23 protein-coding genes are annotated in these 19,769 nt (G+C 63.7%); 8 read left to right on the top strand and 15 right to left on the bottom strand.

The window, feature by feature from the left end:
* Positions 1–80 precede the first annotated feature (80 nt).
* From ABIB00_RS26650 to ABIB00_RS26640, 3 genes are all read left to right on the top strand, one after another.
* On the top strand, positions 81–548 hold the full coding sequence (locus ABIB00_RS26650; RefSeq protein ID WP_354106409.1) for a hypothetical protein: 468 nt from the start codon (positions 81–83) through the stop codon (positions 546–548).
* A 140-nt stretch (positions 549–688) separates the two neighbouring features.
* Positions 689–2,914, top strand: a complete 2,226-nt coding sequence (locus tag ABIB00_RS26645; protein ID WP_354106408.1) for an ATP-binding protein — start codon at positions 689–691, stop codon at positions 2,912–2,914.
* 103 nt (positions 2,915–3,017) lie between these two features.
* Entirely contained in the window at positions 3,018–3,647 is a 630-nt protein-coding gene (locus ABIB00_RS26640) for a histidine phosphatase family protein (RefSeq protein WP_354106407.1), read from the top strand.
* Positions 3,648–3,705: 58 nt separating this feature from the next.
* On the opposite strand, the gene ABIB00_RS26635 is transcribed toward ABIB00_RS26640, so the two are convergent.
* The 8 genes from ABIB00_RS26635 to hisB all read right to left on the bottom strand — a co-directional run bounded on the left by ABIB00_RS26635 (position 3,706) and on the right by hisB (position 8,895).
* A complete protein-coding gene (locus tag ABIB00_RS26635; RefSeq protein WP_354106406.1) occupies positions 3,706–4,107 on the bottom strand; it encodes a hypothetical protein in 402 nt (133 codons plus the stop codon).
* Positions 4,108–4,131: 24 nt separating this feature from the next.
* Positions 4,132–5,088, bottom strand: a complete 957-nt coding sequence (gene coaA / locus ABIB00_RS26630) for a type I pantothenate kinase (RefSeq protein ID WP_247352607.1) — start codon at positions 5,086–5,088, stop codon at positions 4,132–4,134.
* Between the two features lie 21 nt (positions 5,089–5,109).
* Entirely contained in the window at positions 5,110–5,436 is a 327-nt protein-coding gene (locus tag ABIB00_RS26625; RefSeq protein WP_354106405.1) for a phosphoribosyl-ATP diphosphatase, read from the bottom strand.
* Positions 5,437–5,539: 103 nt separating this feature from the next.
* Positions 5,540–6,316 carry an imidazole glycerol phosphate synthase subunit HisF gene (hisF, locus tag ABIB00_RS26620; RefSeq protein WP_247448248.1) on the bottom strand — a complete coding sequence of 259 codons (777 nt, stop codon included), beginning with the start codon at positions 6,314–6,316 and terminating at the stop codon, positions 5,540–5,542.
* Positions 6,317–6,326: 10 nt separating this feature from the next.
* On the bottom strand, positions 6,327–7,064 hold the full coding sequence (gene hisA, locus ABIB00_RS26615; protein ID WP_354106454.1) for a 1-(5-phosphoribosyl)-5-[(5-phosphoribosylamino)methylideneamino]imidazole-4-carboxamide isomerase: 738 nt from the start codon (positions 7,062–7,064) through the stop codon (positions 6,327–6,329).
* A complete protein-coding gene (gene hisH / locus ABIB00_RS26610; RefSeq protein ID WP_247352601.1) occupies positions 7,061–7,711 on the bottom strand; it encodes an imidazole glycerol phosphate synthase subunit HisH in 651 nt (216 codons plus the stop codon). Before hisH ends, hisA begins: the two co-directional genes overlap by 4 nt.
* Positions 7,708–8,238: a DUF2628 domain-containing protein gene (locus ABIB00_RS26605; protein ID WP_247352598.1), complete on the bottom strand. Its 531-nt coding sequence runs from the start codon at positions 8,236–8,238 to the stop codon at positions 7,708–7,710. The genes hisH and ABIB00_RS26605 overlap by 4 nt, the downstream gene beginning before the upstream one ends.
* Positions 8,239–8,301: 63 nt before the next feature.
* On the bottom strand, positions 8,302–8,895 hold the full coding sequence (gene hisB / locus ABIB00_RS26600) for an imidazoleglycerol-phosphate dehydratase HisB (RefSeq protein ID WP_247352596.1): 594 nt from the start codon (positions 8,893–8,895) through the stop codon (positions 8,302–8,304).
* Between the two features lie 191 nt (positions 8,896–9,086).
* Between hisB and hslV the strand changes: the two genes are divergently transcribed.
* The 4 genes from hslV to ABIB00_RS26580 all read left to right on the top strand — a co-directional run bounded on the left by hslV (position 9,087) and on the right by ABIB00_RS26580 (position 12,973).
* Positions 9,087–9,647, top strand: coding sequence for an ATP-dependent protease subunit HslV (gene hslV, locus ABIB00_RS26595; protein WP_247352594.1), 561 nt, complete (start codon positions 9,087–9,089; stop codon positions 9,645–9,647).
* A 199-nt stretch (positions 9,648–9,846) separates the two neighbouring features.
* Positions 9,847–10,464: a DUF2585 domain-containing protein gene (locus ABIB00_RS26590; protein WP_354106404.1), complete on the top strand. Its 618-nt coding sequence runs from the start codon at positions 9,847–9,849 to the stop codon at positions 10,462–10,464.
* Between the two features lie 50 nt (positions 10,465–10,514).
* On the top strand, positions 10,515–11,819 hold the full coding sequence (gene hslU, locus ABIB00_RS26585; protein ID WP_354106403.1) for an ATP-dependent protease ATPase subunit HslU: 1,305 nt from the start codon (positions 10,515–10,517) through the stop codon (positions 11,817–11,819).
* Positions 11,820–11,848: 29 nt separating this feature from the next.
* On the top strand, positions 11,849–12,973 hold the full coding sequence (locus tag ABIB00_RS26580; protein WP_354106402.1) for a hypothetical protein: 1,125 nt from the start codon (positions 11,849–11,851) through the stop codon (positions 12,971–12,973).
* 109 nt (positions 12,974–13,082) lie between these two features.
* On the opposite strand, the gene ABIB00_RS26575 is transcribed toward ABIB00_RS26580, so the two are convergent.
* From ABIB00_RS26575 to ABIB00_RS26565, 3 genes are read right to left on the bottom strand one after another with little or no spacing between them, the layout of a single operon-like run.
* Entirely contained in the window at positions 13,083–13,673 is a 591-nt protein-coding gene (locus ABIB00_RS26575; RefSeq protein WP_354106401.1) for a Smr/MutS family protein, read from the bottom strand.
* Positions 13,670–15,247 (bottom strand): murein transglycosylase A, encoded by a 1,578-nt coding sequence (mltA, locus tag ABIB00_RS26570; protein WP_354106400.1) that lies wholly within the window; start codon positions 15,245–15,247, stop codon positions 13,670–13,672. The genes ABIB00_RS26575 and mltA overlap by 4 nt, the downstream gene beginning before the upstream one ends.
* Entirely contained in the window at positions 15,225–15,920 is a 696-nt protein-coding gene (locus ABIB00_RS26565) for a Tim44/TimA family putative adaptor protein (protein WP_247352582.1), read from the bottom strand. The genes mltA and ABIB00_RS26565 overlap by 23 nt, the downstream gene beginning before the upstream one ends.
* 419 nt (positions 15,921–16,339) lie before the next feature.
* Between ABIB00_RS26565 and secB the strand changes: the two genes are divergently transcribed.
* Positions 16,340–16,822, top strand: coding sequence for a protein-export chaperone SecB (secB, locus tag ABIB00_RS26560; protein WP_247352580.1), 483 nt, complete (start codon positions 16,340–16,342; stop codon positions 16,820–16,822).
* Here secB and dnaQ read toward each other — a convergent pair.
* Genes dnaQ through ABIB00_RS26540 form a run of 4 tightly spaced genes read right to left on the bottom strand, consistent with a single transcriptional unit; the run spans position 16,819 to position 19,648 of the window.
* Positions 16,819–17,535, bottom strand: coding sequence for a DNA polymerase III subunit epsilon (gene dnaQ / locus ABIB00_RS26555; protein WP_354106399.1), 717 nt, complete (start codon positions 17,533–17,535; stop codon positions 16,819–16,821). The genes secB and dnaQ overlap by 4 nt on opposite strands.
* A gap of 28 nt (positions 17,536–17,563) precedes the next feature.
* On the bottom strand, positions 17,564–18,157 hold the full coding sequence (gene coaE, locus ABIB00_RS26550; RefSeq protein WP_247352576.1) for a dephospho-CoA kinase: 594 nt from the start codon (positions 18,155–18,157) through the stop codon (positions 17,564–17,566).
* 23 nt (positions 18,158–18,180) lie between these two features.
* Positions 18,181–18,789 carry a Maf family nucleotide pyrophosphatase gene (locus ABIB00_RS26545; protein WP_354106398.1) on the bottom strand — a complete coding sequence of 203 codons (609 nt, stop codon included), beginning with the start codon at positions 18,787–18,789 and terminating at the stop codon, positions 18,181–18,183.
* Between the two features lie 19 nt (positions 18,790–18,808).
* Positions 18,809–19,648, bottom strand: coding sequence for a pyruvate, water dikinase regulatory protein (locus ABIB00_RS26540; protein ID WP_354106397.1), 840 nt, complete (start codon positions 19,646–19,648; stop codon positions 18,809–18,811).
* Between the last annotated feature and the right edge of the window lie 121 nt (positions 19,649–19,769).

Raw genomic sequence — 19,769 nt, 5'->3', positions numbered from 1 at the left:
GAGTTTCCTTTACGCTCTGCAAACCATAAGGCCCATCAGTTCCCGCCACGAGTTTCCCGGGGCCCGGCGAGTAGCGTGTCATGTTGCGTTTCAAGATCCTGGCCTCGGTCGTTCCCCTGCTCGCGGCTGCGGTGTTTGCCCGCAGCGAGATCGGATCGGTCTCGCATCCCTGCATCGCCTTGGGCGAAACCTCGGTCGAGCTAACGTCGCTGTTCTGGACCGCCGGCGTGCATGTCGCCTTCACCGATGATCCCGTGCGCGCCACGGTGCGGGTTCAGATCACCGAGGATGCGGATGCGGCAGACTTCGCCGTTGTCGACGACGGCCTCGGTTCGGAATCGGAGACCTGTCAGGCCAATCCTTCGACCCGCCTGATCTCGATTGCGGCGCAGCCCGTCGATGGCGGCCAGGTGATCTATCTCTCCACCGAGGGGCCGGCGGATTACCGCGTCTATGTACGCTCGAAGACGTTCTCGCAGCGCGAGGCGGCGGCGCTGATCGTAGGCGCCCACGGCGGCCATCGCCATCTCCAGGCCGCTTCGCTTTGAGCCGCCTCGCTCTGAGCCGTTAATGCTTCGTCAACCCTGTTTGGAGGCGGCCGCAAATCCTCAAACTGTTCGCAAGGTCGGCGGGACATCGTCGTTTACAGCGAGCACAGGGTTTTAAGAAAACAGTCGGGTCGGTGGCGATGGGTCGGACGTTCCGGATCAAGGTGCGCATGCGCCGCTTCAGGCGGCAGTACCCCAAGATCGCCTTCGCGATCCGCTCCTTCATGATCTTCTCGGCGACCTTCGGTGGCGCCTATGGCTTTGTCTCCGGCAGCCGGTCGGAGAATTCCGGCTACGATCCCAACGCGTTTGCGATCGGCGCCAGCTTCCTGTTCGCGCTCTCCTGCCTCGGCCTTGCCACGCTCAGCATGCGCCTGCGCTTCGTCAACAAGCGGATGCGTGCGCTGGCCGCCCACAACGAAGCGCTGATCGACCGCAATTGGGAGCTGAAGGAAGCGGAAGAACGCGCCCGCAGCCTGTTCGAACAGCAGGGCGATCTGATCGTGCTGCGCGACACAAGCGGCCGCATCACCTTCGCCAATGAAGCCTATTGCGCGCTCGCGGTGCAGGCGCGTGGCGCGCTGGTCGGCACGCGCTTTGATTTCGACGTGCTGGAGCAGGGTGACAGCGCCCGCGAGAGCAACGGCACGCGCATTCACGACCAGAAGATCGCAACCCCGCTCGGCGCGCGCTGGATTGCCTGGCGCGAAGGCTATGTCCGCCTCGACGCCGGCCAGCCCGCCGAATTGCAGAGTGTCGGACGCGATGTCACCGACCGCACCGAGACGGAGCGTGCGCTGTCCGACGCCCGCGACCAGGCCGACGCCGCCAACCGCGCCAAATCGCGCTTCCTCGCCATGGCCTCGCACGAGATCCGCAACCCCCTCAACGGCATCATCGGCATGGGCGGCCTGCTGCTCGACACCACGCTGACGCCGGAGCAGACGACCTACGCTAAGGCCGTGAAGACCTCCGGCGAAGCGCTGATGGCGCTGATCGAGGAGTTGCTCGACTATTCCAAGATCGAAGCCGGCAAGCTCGATCTCGAGCAGCGTCCCTTCGCGCTGTCGGCCCTGATCGAGGACATCACCGAGCTGCTCGCGCCGCGCGCGCAGGCAAAGAGCCTCGAGATCGCCGCCTATGTCGACGAGCGCCTGCCGCTCGAAGTGGTCGGCGACGCCGCGCGGCTGCGCCAGGTTCTGCTCAACCTTGCCGGCAACGCCATCAAGTTCACTGCGAGTGGCGGCGTTGCGCTGATCGTCGAGCCCGGCATCTGGCCGAACGAGATCAGTTTTCTGGTGCGCGACACCGGCGTCGGCATCGCACCGGAGGCGCAACAGCGCATCTTCCGCGAATTCGAGCAAGCCGACGAGCGCATCGCGCGCACCTATGGCGGCACCGGGCTCGGCCTCGCCATCAGCGAGCGCATCGTCAAGCGCATGGGCGGCCGCATCACGCTCACGAGCGAGCCAGGCAAGGGCTCAACCTTCGAGGTCGCGATTCCGCTCGCGCCATCACACGCCGGCGCAGAACCGACGGCGTTGGCGAGCCCTGATCTTGCCGGCAAGTCGATCCTGCTGATCGCCGACGGTATCGAGGCCTCGCTGATCGCGCGGCGGCTGGAGCGCTGGGGTGGCCAGACCTGCATGGTGACGGACGCGGCGGTGGCGGAAGCGCTGCTGCCGGAACGCTCATGGCATTCGGTGCTGATCGATCGTGCGCTTGGCGCCGCCATCACTGACCGCCTCGGCGAAGCCGCACGCAGGCATGCGATGCAACGCCTCGTGCTGCTGACATCGGGCTCGCGCCACGAGAAAGTTTCGCCGGCCTTCACCGGCTTCCTGGTCAAGCCGCTTCGCGCGGCCTCACTCGCTGCACGCCTCGCGCTGACCCCGGAGATCGCCTCGCCCGATCTCGCGCCGGAGCCACCGGCCCAATCCACCGGCGCGGTACCGGCGAAAGGCCTGTCGATTCTCGTCGCCGAGGACAATGAGATCAACGCGCTGCTGATGCGCTCGCTGCTGACGAAACTCGGCCACCACGTCGTCATCGCCGTCCATGGCGAAGCCGCGCTGGAATCCTGGCTCGGCGCGTCATCGGCCGGTACGCCCTATGATCTCGTGCTGATGGACATCCAGATGCCGCTGCTCGACGGCATCGAAACGACCAAGCGCATCCGCGCGCATGAGGCGGCCAAAGGCGGCCACCACACGCCGATCCTCGCACTCACCGCCAATACGCTGGTGGAAGATCGCTACGCCTGCTTCGAGGCGGGCATGAACGGGTTTCTGATCAAGCCGCTCGATCGCGAGAAGCTGGAAGAGGCGCTGGCGGGGCTGGCGGCGGCGCGGGATCTGGCGATCTGACCTGGAATTTCATGGGAACCTGATCGGCCGGCAATCGATAATTGAAATCGATCGCGTCGCGCGTCACCATCCTCCGTGGCATTTGCAACGGAGGATGTCGCGCATGAACGTGCTTTGCCGCCTCGCCGTCATATCCCTTCTCTGTGGTTCCACCCAAGCCAACGCGGCCGACACGCCGAACTTGGTCGCCTCGCTCAAGCAAGGCGGCTACGTGCTGGTGTTTCGGCACACCGCCACCGACGACAGCCAAAAGGATGTCTACCCTTTCAAATTCGACGACGTGAGCGCCCAGCGTCAGCTCAGTGAAAAGGGCCGGGACATGGCGCGCCAGATCGGGACGTCGATCAGGGAACTCGCGATCCCGATCGGCGACGTCTACACCAGCCGGCTGAACCGCGCGATCGAGGCGGGCAAGCTGATCTCCGGCCGCGAGGTCACGCCGGTCGAAGCATTGACGGACAGCAGCAACGCCAGCGCATCGGGAATGGCAAACCCGACCGGTGCAAATGCAAAGGCCGGACAGGCCGTACGCCAGCTCGTCGATGCGGCTCCGAAGGCCGGCACCAACACGTTCCTCGTTACGCACAAGACCAACATCGCCGATGCCTTCGGCAAGGACGCCGGCGACGTGCAGGAAGGCGAAGCCTTCGCCTACCGGGCAAGTACCACCGGTGCGGCCGCTTTCGTGGGGCGCATCAAGCCTGCCGATTGGAGCGCGAAGGCAGGCAAGTGACGGCTGGAGCAAGAGCGACATACCGGCCGGAGCCCCATGTGGGCGGCCGGGCGAGGCATTATCCTCGAGATTCTGTGATTAGACGCGGCCCGCGATGTTTCCCAGGCCACTCAAACGCGTCGTTGGAGGCCGGCACCTTGCCGCTCAGCGATCGTCCCAATCGCCACACGGGCACCGCAAGGACAGATCCCCAAAGGATGCTGTTTCCAAGAACAGCTGCCCACTGTAGCGCGGCCGATAATCCCTTGGTCTGGACGTGAGAGACGGGCCAAAAGAGCGTGTCTGTCAGTGCCCTGGCCAGACTTTCGGCTTGGCTGATATTGCCGGCCGAGTCGAAGCGTCCCATCGCCAGGGAATGACTGATGAGAAGAGTGCTCAACGCCAACAAGAGATGAGCCGTTGCCAGAAATGCGGCGGTCGGGAGGTATCTTGGACGCTTCATTTCGACTTCCAGCGCCATGATTGATCGCGCTGCAGGACGAAGCTACAGCCGCCTGAGCGCCACGCTCGCCACCGTGTGGTCGGCGCCCTTCTTCAGGATCAGCGTCGCGCGGGGGCGGGTCGGCAGGATGTTGTCCTCGAGATTGGCGAGGTTGGTACGCTCCCAGATCGCGATCGCGGTGGCGGTGGCTTCCTCGTCCGACAACAGCGCGTAGCGGTTGAAGTAGGATTTCGGATTGGTGAATGCGGTGTCGCGCAGCGACAGGAAGCGCCGGATGTACCACTGTCGCAGCGCGGCTTCGTCGGCATCGATATAGACCGAGAAATCGAAGAAGTCGGAGACCACGGGCACGGCTTTGCCGTCGCGCGGCAGCTTGCCTGTTTGCAGCACGTTGACGCCCTCGACGATCAGGATGTCGGGCTGGTCGATCTCGGCCCACTCGTTCGGCACGATGTCGTAAGTCAAATGCGAATAGACCGGCGCGCGCACATGGCGGCGGCCGGCCTTGATGTCGGAGAGGAAGCTGAGCAGCAGCGGCAGGTCGTAGCTCTCCGGAAAACCCTTCTTCTGCATGATGCCCTGCCGCTCCAGCACGGCGTTGGGATACAGAAATCCGTCGGTGGTGATCAGCTCGACCTTGGGACGCGGCGACCAGCGCGCCAGCAGCGCCTGAAGCACGCGGGCCGTGGTGGATTTTCCAACCGCCACCGAACCGGCGACGCCGATGATGTAGGGCACCTTGCGGTCGCGGATGTTGAGGAACTGGCGCTCTGCGTAATAGAGCCGCTGCATGGCATCGACATAGATCGACAGCAGGCGCGACAGCGGCAGGTAGATGTCCTCGACTTCCTGGAGATCGAGCCGGTCGTGCAGCGAGCGCAGGCGATCGAACTCGCCCGGCTCCAGGGTCATCGGCGTGTCGTCGCGCAGCCGCGCCCATTGCTCGCGCGTATAGACGCGGTACGGATTATACTGCTGCTCGGGTGCGCGGATATCCATGACGCGATCTTTCCACCTCGGCTAGTTGCCGCCCTTGCGCGACGCCTTCTCTTCCAACCCTGACATCGAAGTCCGCTTGTCCAATGCGGCTTCGACCTCTTCCAGCTTTACGCCGCGGACCTTGAGCAGCACAAGGAAATGGTAGAGCAGATCGGCGCCTTCGGCGATCAGATGCGCGCGATCGTTTTCGACTGCTGCGATTACGGTTTCGACTGCTTCCTCACCGAACTTCTTGGCGCAATGTTCGGCGCCCTTGTCGAGAAGCTTGCGGGTATAGGACGTCTCGCCATCCGCTGCCGCGCGGGCGTCGATGGTCTCGGCCAGATCGTGGATCGTGAAACGCGGCATACAAAATACTCGGAAAACGCGCCTTGGCCGATTGCCCTGGCCGGTTATCTGACGGGACAAGCCGGTCCCGCCAATCGTGTAGCATTTTTATGGACGGGAGTCGTCAGGCATCGAGGCGCATGGCCAGCCCGCGCCGGGCCATGTGCTCCTTGGCTTCGCGGATGGTGAATTCCCCGAAGTGGAAGATCGAGGCAGCCAGCACGGCGGTGGCGTGGCCGTTGCGAATACCGTCGACGAGGTGGTCGAGATTGCCGACACCGCCCGAGGCGATCACGGGAACGGGAATGCTGTCGGCAATCGCGCGGGTCAGCGGGATGTCGAAACCCTGCCTTGTGCCGTCGCGGTCCATCGAGGTGAGCAGGATTTCACCAGCGCCGAGTGAGACCACCTCCTGGGCATATTCGATGGCGTCGATGCCGGTCGAGTTGCGGCCGCCATGGGTGAAGATCTCCCAGCGCTCTCCGCCACCGGCGCGCTTGACCCGCTTGGCGTCGATCGCGACCACCACGCACTGCCCGCCGAATTTCTCGGCGGCTTCCTTGACGAACTCACGCCGCGACACCGCGGCGCTGTTGATCGAGACCTTGTCGGCGCCGGCACGCAGAAGCGTCTTGATATCGTTGACCTCACGCACGCCGCCGCCGACGGTCACGGGCATGAAGCAGGCTTCGGCGGTGCGCCGGACCACGTCCAGCATGATGCCGCGGTTCTCATGGGTCGCGGTGATGTCGAGAAAAGTGAGCTCGTCGGCGCCCGCGGCGTCATAGGCGATCGCCGCTTCGACGGGGTCGCCGGCATCGCGCAGGTCAACGAAGTTGACGCCCTTGACGACGCGGCCGTCCTTGACGTCGAGGCAGGGGATCACGCGCACCTTGAACATGTGTCAGCTCCTAGGCGGCGCGCGCGTCGCGGATCAATGTGAGGGCGGCTGCCGGTTCGAGGCGGCCATCGTAAAGCGCGCGGCCGGCAATCGCACCGGCGAGCTTTTTCGCGCGCGGCGTCAGCATCGCCTTGACGTCCTCGATCGAGGCGAGGCCGCCGGAGGCGATCACGGGGATGGAGATCGCATCTGCGAGCGCAATGGTGGCATCGAGATTCAGGCCCTTGAGCAGGCCGTCGCGCGCGATGTCGGTGAAGATGATCGCGGCGACGCCGGCATCCTCGAAACGCTGCGCGATCTCCAGCACCGTCACCTGCGAGGTCTCGGCCCAGCCTTCGACCGCGACCTTGCCGTCACGTGCATCGAGGCCGACCGCGACGCGGCCGGGGAATTTTTTTGCGGCAGCCTTCACCAATTCAGGATCGCGCACCGCGGCGGTGCCGATGATGACCCGGGTGATGCCCTTTTCGAGCCAGGCTTCGACAGTCGCGAGATCGCGAATGCCGCCACCGAGCTGCACCGGAATCCTGATCGTCTTCAGCATCGCCTCGACCGCCTCGGCATTCACCGGCTTGCCGGCAAACGCACCGTCGAGATCGACAACGTGGAGATACTCAAAGCCCTGCGCAACAAAGCTCTCGGCCTGCGCGGCGGGATTGAGGTTGAATACGGTCGCACGCGTCATGTCGCCTTGCTCGAGGCGCACGCATTGGCCGTTCTTGAGGTCGATCGCGGGGAAGAGAATCACGGTTTCCATCGCAAGAAGTTCGAGATCAGGGCCAGACCGAAGCGCTGGCTCTTCTCGGGATGAAACTGGGTGCCGATGGCCGTATCCTTTGCGACGATCGCGGTGACAGGCCCGCCGTAATCGGCGCGCGCGAGCACGTCCGCCTCGTTGGCCGCATTGAGGTGATAGGAGTGCACGAAATAGGCGTGCTGGCCTTTGGGCCCGAGCGGCAGCTTGTTCAGCACCGGATGCTCGCGCAGCACATCGAGCGTGTTCCAGCCCATGTGCGGGATCTTCAGGCTTTCGTCGCGCGGCGTGATCTTCTCGACGTCGCCGCCGACCCAGTTCAGCCCTGGCGTGATCACATGTTCCTTGCCGCGGGTGGCGAACAGCTGCATGCCGACGCAGATGCCGAGCATCGGCCGCGCCTTGACACGCACTGCCTCGGTGATCGCCTCGACCATGCCGTTGACCGCATCGAGCCCGCGCCGGCAATCGGCGAAGGCGCCGACGCCCGGCAGCACCAGACGATCGGCGCTGTAGGCCTGGTCGGGATCGCTTGTGACGAAGACCTTTTGCGGGTTCTCCATGCTGCGCGCAGCGCGCTCGAACGCCTTGGCGGCGGAATGCAAATTGCCGGAACCGTAATCGATGATGGCGACACTCATCTTGACCCTCCCGGTTCCGGAAACAAACCAATGATGCCGCCCGCCGGCATCGGCGGCGGGCTTGAGAATTGCTGCCCCGGCACGTTGCGGGTCGGCGGCGGGCCACCGCGATCGACGGCCCATTGATCGTTGACGATGCCGCGCTGCTTCTGGCTCCAGCGCTCGAAGAAGCGGCGCTCGGCGGTGTCCTCGTCGTCGGAAATCACCACGTCGAGCTGCCGCCATTTACCGCGCGACAGCGTCCAGCGGCGCAGGCTGGAGGCCTCGAAACCCATCAGCAGCGCGACGATGATGTCGGCGAAGAAGATCGAGCTGCGTCCGATTCCGAGGCTGGACAGCCCGGCGTTGAACGCGGCGACGAAGATCACCCAGCCGATCAGCGCCAGCCACAGCCGATTCCACAGCAGCCAGAGCGGGCCGAAAATCATCGCCCAGAAATGGAAGCCGTCGCGTACGAAGACGAACTTCTCGGTCGCGCGCAGATCGGCTCCGGCAGGAGAGGGAGCATGAACTGTGTAGACAGGCATGGTGATGCCCCGTTCTCTAATTTCAGTGATACCGCAAGCGGCGCGTGCCGCCGGCCCGAGATGTCAGCCGCCGAGCGAGCCCTTGGTGGACGGGATTTCGCCCACCGTCTTCGGGTCGATCGCAACCGCCGTCCGCAGCGCCCGCGCCAGACCCTTGAAGCAGGATTCGGCGATATGGTGGCTGTTATCGCCATATAGGGTCTCGACGTGGAGAGTCACGCCGGCGTTCATGGCGAAGGCCTGGAACCACTCGCGCACCAGCTCGGTGTCGAACTCGCCGATCTTGTGGCGGGGAAAGTCGACCTTGAACACCAGGACCGGGCGGCCCGAGATGTCGATGACCACGCGCGACAGCGTCTCGTCCATGGGCATATGCACGCCGGCATAGCGGGTGATGCCCGCCATGTTGCCGAGCGCCTGCTTGATGGCCTGGCCGAGCGCGATGCCGGTGTCTTCGGTGGTATGGTGATAATCAATGTGCAGATCGCCCACCGCCTTGACCGTGAGGTCGATGCGGGAATGGCGGGCGAGGAGATCGAGCATATGGTCGAAAAAGCCGATGCCGGTCGCGATATTGGATACGCCGGTGCCATCGAGGTTCACTGATACCTCGATGTCGGTTTCCTTGGTCTTGCGCTTGATCGTCGCGGTGCGCATGGAAAATCGGTTTCCATTCTGGTTTGAGCCGAAAACGCCGGTCTTTTAACAGCCAAATGACACCTTCGCTACTGCGGGAACGGCTGGCCGGGCTGCTACTTCTGCCTATGGTGAGCGAAATCGGGCCCGGAGCGGCCCGTTGTGCAGCGGCTCCTGACCGCCTAAATCAGCCCGGACAACGAGGTTCATTCATGCAGGACTCCCCAAACAGCTCGCCGGGCTGGCACGGCACCACGATTTTGACCGTCCGCAAGGGCGGCACGGTGGTGGTCGGTGGCGACGGCCAGGTCTCGATTGGCCAGACCGTGATCAAGTCCAATGCCAAAAAGGTCCGGAAACTCGGCAAGGGCGATGTCATCGGCGGCTTTGCCGGCGCCACCGCCGACGCCTTCACGCTCTTTGAGCGCCTGGAAGCCAAACTCGAGCAATATCCGGGGCAATTGACCCGGGCCGCCGTCGAGCTCGCCAAGGACTGGCGTACCGACCGTTATTTGCGGCGGCTGGAGGCCATGATGATCGTGGCCGACAAGGACGTCTCTTTGGTCCTGACCGGCACCGGCGATGTGCTGGAGCCCGAGGCCGGCGTGATGGCGATCGGCTCCGGCGGCAATTACGCGCTTGCGGCGGCCCGAGCCCTGCTCGACACCGACAAGGACGCCGAGACCATCGTCCGCCGTTCCCTCGACATCGCCGCCGACATCTGCGTCTACACCAACCGCAACGTCACCATCGAAGCCCTGTCGGCCGGCTAGGGTTTCAAACTTCGACATCAAAACTGCGCTCTCCGCGTCATTGCGAGCGAAGCGAAGCAATCCAGACTGGCACTGCGGAGAGTATCTGGATTGCTTCGTCGCTCTGCTCCTCGCGATGACGGAGGTGATAGCTGGAAAGTGACTTCGATTTCTGCCTTACTTCCGATGACCCCCCTTCATTGCTGATGATGCGCAATTCATGACGCTCGCGATTTCCGAGAAAGCCAAGACGGCGATCCCGCCGACCTACTGGGTCGGCATCGCGCTGCTATTGCTGGCGCTGCAGGCCTCGATCCTGTTTGCGATGGGGCGGGTGCCGATCTGCACCTGCGGCTATGTCAAGCTATGGCATGGCGTGGTGAACAGCTCGGAGAATTCGCAGCACATCGCCGACTGGTACACCTTCTCGCATGTCCTGCACGGCTTCCTGTTCTACGGATTGACCTGGCTGCTGTTCGTGCGCCTGCCGTCGCCGCAACTCTCATGGCCCGCGCGGCTGATCATCGCGATGCTGATCGAAGGTACCTGGGAAATCGTCGAGAATTCGCCGTTCATCATCGAGCGCTACCGCGCCGGCACGATCTCGCTGGACTATTTCGGCGACAGCATTGTCAATTCGATCTCGGACACGCTGTCCATGATGCTGGGCTTCCTCGCCGCGCGCCTGCTGCCTGTCCCAGTGACCGTCCTGCTAGGAGTCGCCTTCGAAATCATGCTCGCGCTGCATATTCGCGACAATCTGACGCTCAATATCCTGATGCTGATCCATCCGATCGAGGCCGTGAAACAATGGCAATCGGGTCCGCCGATCATCTGACGACAAAAAGCAGCTTGTCCTGCCCCGCATCTGACCCTAGCTAAGGTCCCATGACAGACTTTTCTCCCCGTGAAATCGTTTCCGAACTCGACCGTTTCATCGTCGGCCAGGCCGATGCCAAGCGGGCCGTCTCGATCGCGCTGCGTAACCGCTGGCGACGGCAGCAACTCGAAGGCTCCTTGCGCGAAGAGGTACTGCCGAAAAACATCTTGATGATCGGCCCGACCGGCGTCGGCAAGACCGAGATCGCGCGGCGGCTCGCCAAGCTGGCGAACGCACCGTTCCTGAAGGTCGAGGCGACGAAATTCACCGAGGTCGGCTATGTCGGCCGCGACGTCGAGCAGATCGTGCGCGACCTCGTCGAGGTCGCGATTGCCCAGGTCCGCGAGCGCAAGCGCAAAGACGTGCAGGCACGCGCGCAACTTGCCGCCGAGGAGCGCGTGCTCGACGCGCTGGTCGGCGCCAATGCCAGCGCGGCAACGCGGGACTCTTTCCGCAAAAAGCTGCGGGCAGGCGAGCTCAACGACAAGGAAATCGAGATCGAGACGCAAGGCGGCGGCAGCGGCTTTCCGATGTTCGAGATCCCGGGCATGCCCGGCGCCCAAATGGGCGCGGTTTCGATCGGCGACATTTTCGGCAAGCTCGGCGGACGCAGCAAGACGCGGCGGCTGACGGTGGGGAGCTCGCACGAGATCCTCGTCAACGAGGAGTCCGACAAGCTGCTCGACAGCGATCAGTTGACGCAGGAGGCGATCAGCGCGGTCGAGAACAACGGCATCGTGTTTCTCGACGAGATCGACAAGATCTGCGCACGCGAAGGTCGCGCCGGCGGCGACGTGTCGCGCGAGGGCGTGCAGCGCGATCTGTTGCCTTTGATCGAGGGCACGACCGTTTCGACCAAGCACGGCGCGGTGAAGACCGACCACATCCTGTTCATCGCCTCCGGCGCCTTCCACGTCGCAAAACCGTCCGACCTCCTGCCGGAACTGCAGGGCCGCCTGCCGATCCGCGTCGAGCTGCAGGCACTGACCCGCGACGACATGCGCCGCATCCTGACCGAGCCCGAGGCTTCGCTGATCAAGCAATATGTCGCGCTGATGCAGACCGAGGGCGTCACGCTCGACATCACCGACGACGCCATCGACGCGCTCGCGGACGTCGCGGTGGCGGTGAATTCCACCGTCGAGAACATCGGCGCGCGGCGGCTCCAGACCGTGATGGAGCGGGTGCTGGACGAGATCTCCTTCACCGCTCCCGACCGCGGCGGCGAGACCGTCAAGATCGACGCGGATTTCGTGCAGAAGCACGTCGGCGACCTCGCCAAGAACGCGGATCTGAGCCGGTTCATTTTGTAATTTCGGGCGGTCGCGCTATCAGTTACCGCGTGACCGCTCGCATCATGCAAAACCCCTGGCGCCTTCTGCTCGCGATCAACGTCGCGGTCATCGTCGGCGTCTTCGTTCACAAGATCCAGCTGCCGCCTTACGTCCCCTACATCCACCTTCTGGTCGATTACCATTTCGGCTTCGTCAAGCGCGCGCTGATCGGGGCGGTCGTCGCGCTGTTCACGGACAAGGTGCCGGTATGGCTGGTGTTCGCGCTCGGCGGCGTGACGTGGCTGGTGACGCTCGCCCTTTATGCAAGACTGTTCCAGAAGACGTTCGGCTTCACCGCAAGGACGCTGCCGCTGTTCGTCTTCATCGCGGGCTCGCCGTTCTTCCTCAAGAACTTCATGCACACGCTTGGCCATTTCGACATCTATGGCTGCGCGCTGGCGATCATCCTGCTGCTGGTGCCGGCGGGCTCACTGCTGTTCGTGGCTTTGGCCGCGCTGTTCTCGATCATCCTGGTGCTGGTCCACCACATCCATCTCCTGATGTATGTGCCGACCATCATCGCCATCGTGGTGATCAGGCACTATCTGACGCACGGTTGCGATCGCACCAACGTCGCATTCGGCATCATTGCGTTGCTTGTCGTCTCCGCGCTGTTCTTCGCTGCGCAGTTTGTGGGAACGATGCCGATCCCGGAAGCGGATTTCGTGGCGTATCTGAAAACCCGGATGGCCGATCCGTCGCGGACCGAGCTGCTGCAATTCGCCTACATCTGGTACCAGCCGCTGGCGCAGGAGATTTCCGACACCTGGGGCCGCCTGCCCCACAACATCCTGGGCGTGCCCGTATTCGCGCTGCTGATCTGGCTGCATACGCCGCTGTGGCGCTATTTTTCGAACCTGATCGCTGCACTTGCAAAAGACACGCACCGCCGTCTCGTGGTCGCTGCGCTCGCCGGCGTCAGCCTCGCCTACCTCGTGATGTTCGCGATGGTGTTCGACTATTCGCGCTGGATCTCGAACTGGGCGGTCTGCATGTTCCTGATCCTGCACGCGGTGAAGATGCTGCCCGCCGCGCGCGAGACGCCGCCGATTCCATCAGAAGATCAAAAGACCAATATTTTCGGCCTGATCATCACGCTGATCCCCCGCGTCGGAATCGTACGGCCTTTTTAGACGGTGCGCTCCCTCTGCCGCTTGCGGGAGAGGGCTGGGGAGAGGGTGTCTCCGCAGAGGGGTTCCAAAAGGAGAGAGCCCTCGCCCGCCGCGCTCTTCAAGCGCGCGGTTAAAATCTCGCCCGGCGAATCCGCACGTAGAGCGCGCCCTCGCCGCCATGGCCGATACCGGCTTCCTCGAAGCCGACGACGAAGGTACGGAATTCCGGCAGGCTCAGCCATTCCGGCACCTGGCGGCGCAGCACGCCGCTTTCGCCGCCGCTTCGCCCCTTGCCGGTGATGACGAGCACGAAGGTCAGGCCGTCATGGTGAGCGCGGTGCAGGAATCCGGTCAGCGCGCGATGGGCGCGCAACTGGGTCATGCCGTGCAGATCGAGGCGCGCCTCGATCTCGCTGCGCCCGCGCGAGAGTTTCGTTCGCTCACGCTTCCCAAGCGGCGCCAGCGGCGGAATGGCCGGTTTTGCGACGCGCGGCGCCGGGACGGCAGCGATCGGACGCGGCGATGGCGCAGGCCGCGCGGCAGGCGCGGCGGGTGAAGGCTCCGTGCGCGGCGCAGCTTGCGCCTTCGCCGCGCGATGCTTCCTCAGCGGCTTGACCTGCTTTGCGATCGTATCCCACAGCGCGCGTTCTTCCTCGCTCAGCGCGCGACGGCGCGGCGAGGGACGAGGCTCCGGCACGGGCGGACGGGACGATCGCTTCATTGCTGCCGATGGGGATGATTTTTCACCGGCCGCCGCGGCTCGCGAACAGGCTCTATCAGCGGGCGCGGCGCCGGCAGCGGGACCGGGTTGGCGACAGCGACCGTCTCACCTTTGCCTTGTGTCACGGCTGCGGCCGGAGCCGCCGTCTTGGTCGGATCCTTGGTCGGATCCTTGCTCGGATCCTTGGCGGAATCCTTCGCAGGCTCGGTTTGCGGAAACAGCTTTGCGATCTTCTCCGAGGGCCGCGGATCCGGCACCGGCAGCCGCGCGCCGCGCACTGTGGGATCGAGGCTCTTCGGCACCAGCATCACGAAATGCATGGCATGGCGCAGCCGCCCGGAGACCCGGCCAGCCTCCTGCCCTGCGCCGAAATAAAGATCGGCACGCGCGGGTCCGATGATGGCCGAGCCGGTGTCCTGCGCGATCATCAAGCGATGGAACGGCGTCTTCGCGCGTTCGGAATCGATCGGCAGCTCACCCTCGATGAAGAACGGGGTACCGTAGACGTGCAGCGATTTGTCGACCGCGATCGAGCGGCCGGCCGTCAGCGGAATACCTTGCGCGCCGACCGCCTCGTCCTTGTCGGACAGATTGACCTCGCAGAAGAAGATGTAGGAACGGTTCTGGCGCCGCAGCTCCCTGGCGCCGTCAGGGGTCTGCGCCATCCACTCCCTGATCTTCTGCATCGACATCTCTTCCTTCGGAATGATGCCGCGCTCGATCAGGATGCGACCGACCGCCGTATAGGGATAGCCGTTATAGGCGTCGTAGTTGAGCCGGACCGTGCCGCCGTCGTCGAACTTGATCCGCGCCGAGCCCTGGATCTGGGCGAACAGCAGATCGGTCGGGTCCTTCAGCCAGGCAATCTCAAGTCCGCGGCCGGCGATCTTGCCGTCCTCGATCTCGGCGCGGTCGTAATACGGCACGAGCTTGCGGCGACCGATCTTGCGATACACCGGGCCCTTGTTGGGCAGGCTGACCGAATCCTGCTTGTAGCCGCGCACGAACAGGTTCGAGGGTCGGCGATAGACCGGGACGTTGTAGACATCGGTCTGCGTGCGCGATCCCTCCAGCACCGGCTCGTAATAGCCGGTGACGAAACCATCGGGCTCCCCGAGGCGGGAGATGCGCAACGGCGCGAAATTCTCCTCGAAGAAGGTTTTGGCTTTCGCGTCGTCAGCAAGCTCAAGTGATTTCGCTGCCCGACAGGGTTCGCTCAGCGAGGCCCCCAAAGCCTTCGGTTCGGGAGCGCCGGTCTGCGCGCTGATCGGACGGCAGCTCGCGCGAAACGTCTTATAGGCGGCGAGATGAGCGTCGTCGCTCCAGCCCTTTACGTCGGCCCAGGCCAGCGGCAGATATTGCGCGCCAGGGATTCCGAATGGCAGGGGAAGCTGCGGATACGGCAAGGCCCGCGGCGGCGCGGCGGGCAATTCCGGGAGATGATGGTGATGGCTGCGATAGTGGCGCCGCGCCGCCTCGGCGCCGAGCGAAAACGACGATAGCGCGACGACAGCTGCGCAAAGCGCCGTCGCGCTGGTCTTCAGGAAAGCCTTAATTCGCGCTTCCGGTGCCAACCAGCTTCCAGTTCGGATCGCGAGAGGTGATGTCGCGGGCGAAAGTCCAGATGTCGGTGATGTCGGCGACGGTATCGGCGCTGCCGTCGACGATGTTGCCGGCCTTGTCCCGGGTCGCCGAGATCATCTGCGAAACGAAGCGGATCGTGAGCTGGGCGGTACGGTCGCGCAGCTCGGCGCCGACGAGCTCGGCCTTGTCGATCGAGACGAAGCGCGTCTCGGTCTTCTGCTCGTTCTTCTCGCGCTCCTTGATGGCGGCATCGAAGCTGTCATAGACCTCCGACGACAACAGGTCGCGCAGCGCGCGGCGGTCGCCATTGGCAAAGGCCAGCACGATCATCTCATAGGCGCCACGGGCGCCGGAGATGAAATGGCGTGGATCGAAGGTGGAATCCTTTTCGACGATGCCGTCCAGGCCCTGCGCCAGCACGGTGCCCGGCTCGGTCAGGCCCTTCCAGCGGTCGGAAGGCGGGGCCGGCTCGGCCGTCGGCGCCAACGGGGCCTGGTCGATGACCTTGCCCGGCATGGTCACGACGTTCTTGTCCTGGGCACCCTGGAGCGCGTTACGGTCGAACGGCGGCCGTTCGTTGCCCGTGCGCTGCCCCAGCACACTGCGCAGCCTCAGAAAGATGAAGACCGCCAGCGCCAGGAAGATGATGGTGTAGATGTCCACGTCGTATTCGCTTTCTAGTCTTCTGTAGATAAGGAGCCGTCCCGAAGGGGTCGTTGCCGGGAAAATCGATCCGGCCAGTAGACCGTTCCACACGGAAACGGCAAGTCTACGTCACCATTTTAGGTCCGCGCGTCAGGTCCGTGGGATGTAGGCACGAAACCTGGCCCGGCCAATGGCGCCTTTTGGCACAGCACCGAGTGTAGCGCGTTTTATGCTTAAGGGGAAACCCGATCCTGCCCGGAAATCGCGCATCTTCAATCGTTTAAGGCGCGACTTGGCTGGATCGGTGGGGGTGAACGACACCGCTGTCGGCGCGGCCTGAATTCCCCATCCGGGACCGTTCGTCCTTGTGGAACGAGGTAGCCCTATGTTAGCCAACCGCCGCGAAATTCAGCCCAATCGGGTAAGGAGACACTCTTATGACCAACGGTAACGGCACCCCTCCCGAAGCGGCCCAGGCTCCCCAGCTCAACGTGCTGGCGCAATATACCAAGGATCTCTCGTTCGAAAATCCGAACGCGCCCAGCTCGCTCCAGCAGCAGAGCCAGCCGCCCCAGATCAACATCCAGATCAATGTCAGCGCCAACAACCTCAGCGAACAGGAGTTCGAGGTGACCCTGTCGGTCGAGGGCAAGGCCGAGACCGCCGGCAAGATCATGTTTTCGTTCGAACTCGCCTATGCCGGCGTGTTCCGGATCTCCAATGTGCCGAAGGACAATCTGCATCCGCTGGTCATGATCGAATGCCCGCGCCTGCTGTTCCCGTTCGCCCGTGAGATCATCGCGACCGCCGTGCGCGACGGCGGGTTCCCGCCCCTGATGCTGGATCCGGTCGACTTCGTCGGTCTCTATCGTCAGAACATGGAGCGGCAAATGGCCGCTCCGCCGGCCGGTCAGGCCTAACCGGCCGAAGCGGCGGCTGGAGCGGGCAAGAACTCTTTCCAGATCGCCTTGTCGCCGAGGGTCGCGATGAAGGCCCGGTGGGCCTCGCGCTCGGCGTCTGAAATCCGCGGCGTGAGCGGCACCGGCCGCTGCCGCCGCGGCGCATCGGCAGCACCATTGACGCGCATCTCCTCGGCTTCCGAAGCCAGGAGCAGCTGCGATTGCCGCGCCCCGACCAGATCGACATAAACTTCCGCAAGCAACTCGGCGTCGAGCAACGCGCCGTGCTTGGTTCGGCGTGAATTGTCGATCGCATAGCGCGAGCAGAGATCGTCGAGCCGGTTCGACACGCCGGGATGCTTGCGCCGCGCCAGCAGCAGCGTATCGACCAGCCGCTCACGCGGGATCGCCGCGCGCTTGATCCGGTCCAACTCGGCGTTGATGAAACTGATGTCGAACGAGGCGTTGTGGATCACCAGCGGCGCGTCGCCGATGAACTCCAGAAACTCGTCGACGACCTCGTGAAACAGCTGCTTCGTCGTCAGAAACTCGGCCGACAGCCCGTGCACGGCAAAGGCTTCCGCCGGCATGTCCCTTTCGGGATTGATGTAGACGTGGAAACTCTGCCCCGTCGGCATGCGATTGAACATCTCGACGCAGCCGATTTCGACCAGGCGATCTCCACGCAGCGGATCGAGGCCGGTGGTTTCGGTGTCGAGAACGATTTCGCGCATGATTCAGGAAGCCGTGTAAGGCGGCGAATCAGGCTCGCCGCTGCGGCATCTTAACGACCTCGGCGAGGATGTGCGCGATTTGGGCGCGCACCGGTTCGAGTCCGTGTGAGGTATCCACCACGAAATCGGCACGCTTGCGCTTTTCCGCGTCGGGCGTCTGCTTGGCGATAATGGCGTCGAGCTTGGCCTCGTCCATCGTGCCGCGCGCCAGTACCCGCTCGCGCTGGAGTTCCGGAGACGTCGTCACGACGACCACGGCATCGACCCGCGTCTCGCCGCCCGTCTCGAACAGCAGCGGAATGTCCAGCACCACGACCGGCGCGTCAGCGGCGTCGGCGAAGAATTTGTTTCGAGAAGCGCCGAGCATCGGATGGACGATCTTCTCGAGCTGCTTGATGGCGGCGGGATCGTGCACCACACGCGCCGACAGTTTCGGCCGATCGACCTTGCCGTTCGCGGTGGTGCCGGGGAAGGCGGCCTCGATCGCGGGCGCAGCTTCGCCCTCATAGAGCTGATGCACGGCCGCATCGGCATCGTAGACGGGGACGCCGGCCTCCTCGAATAATTTCGCGGTGGTGGATTTGCCCATCCCGATCGAGCCGGTCAGTCCCAGGATTCGCATCAGTGCCCAGCCATATCTGCCATTCACACCGCAACTAGCCGCTCGCGCCGCAGGAACGCAAGCAGCGGCAGCAGCGGCAGGCCGAGAATGGTGAAGTGGTCGCCCTCGATACGCTCGAACAAATGGATACCCAGGCTTTCGAGCTGGTAGCCGCCGACGCTGGTGGCGACTGCATCGCCGGCGACGTCGAGATAGGCCGAAAGCTCAGCCTCGGTCATTTGCCGCATGGACAGGCGGGCGACCGAGACGTCCTCGAAGATGATCTCGCCATCGCGTGCTATCGCCACGGCGGAATTCAACTCATGGCACTTGCCGGAGAGATCGCGCAATTGCGCCAGCGCTTGGGAGCGCCCCGCAGGCTTGTTGAACAGGCGATCGCCAAGGGCCAGCGTTTGATCCGCACCGATGACGGTGCTTCCTGCATGATTGGCCGAGACTGCCCTGGCCTTTTCGCGCGCCAGCAGCAGGGCGATCTCGCCCGGACTCGAAAGCCCCGAGGCAGCCTGGATACCGCGCTCGTCGATATCAGCCGTGATCGCCTTGAACTCGAGCCCGGCATTGGCCAGCAGCATCTTTCGCGCGCTGCTCTGCGAGGCCAGGATCAACGAAGATTTGCCGAGCCACAGACCCATCGCAAGATTAATCCCAAGACTATTGAGAAGGCCGGTTACGCTGGCGATCGCTATAGAGCTTCATGATCGCCGCGGCGGTTTCCTCGATCGAGCGCCGCGTGACGTCGAGCAGCGGCCAATCGTGCTTGGCGCTCAGCTTGCGGGCGAATGCGACCTCCTCCGCGACTGACTGCCTGTCGATATAGGTGTCGCTGCTGGAATCGGCGCCCATCGAAAGCAGGCGGTTCTGGCGCACCTGAATCAAGCGTTCCGGCGTCGCATGCAAGCTCACGACCAGCGGTCGCGTTAACGTTTCCAATTGCAAGGGAACCGGAATGCCCGGAACCAGCGGCACGTTGGCAGTGCGGATGCCGCGATTGGCAAGGTAGATCGACGTCGGAGTCTTGGAGGTGCGGGAGACACCGACCAGCACCACGTCCGCGTCGTCGAGCCCTTCGACATGCTGACCGTCATCATGGATCATGGTGTAGTTCAGCGCGTCGATGCGCTTGAAGTATTCGGCATTGAGCACGTGCTGGGCGCCGACCCGGCCGGTCGTGGCAGCTCCGAGATACGCCTCGAACAATTGCATCACCGGGCCGATGATCGACAGGCTCGGAACATTGATCCCCTTGCACTTGTCCTCGAGCCTGGAAACCAGGTCCTTCTCAAGCAGCGTGAACAGCACGATTCCCGGCGCTTCCTCGATCTCGTCGAGCACACGATCGAGCTGTTTCTGGCTGCGCACCAGCGGATAGACATGCTCGACCGGGGTAACGTTGGCGTACTGGGCGGCAACGGCGCGTGCGACCGTGATCAGCGTCTCACCGGTGGAGTCGGAGACGAGGTGCAGATGGAAATAATTGTTCGAGGTCGGCACAAAAGCTCTTTGTATGAAGGCGGTGTGGTTTGTGGATTTCTGTGGAGCTTAACCGCTCGGAAACGGATGTGCGACAGCAGGGACGGGATAACCGCCAACTTTCTTCACACCACTGCCCCTG

It is taken from the genome of Bradyrhizobium sp. LB14.3, from assembly GCF_040547985.1.
In the GTDB taxonomy this organism is placed as follows: Bacteria; Pseudomonadota; Alphaproteobacteria; order Rhizobiales; family Xanthobacteraceae; genus Bradyrhizobium.
This window is presented reverse-complemented; position numbering and strand designations above follow the sequence as displayed.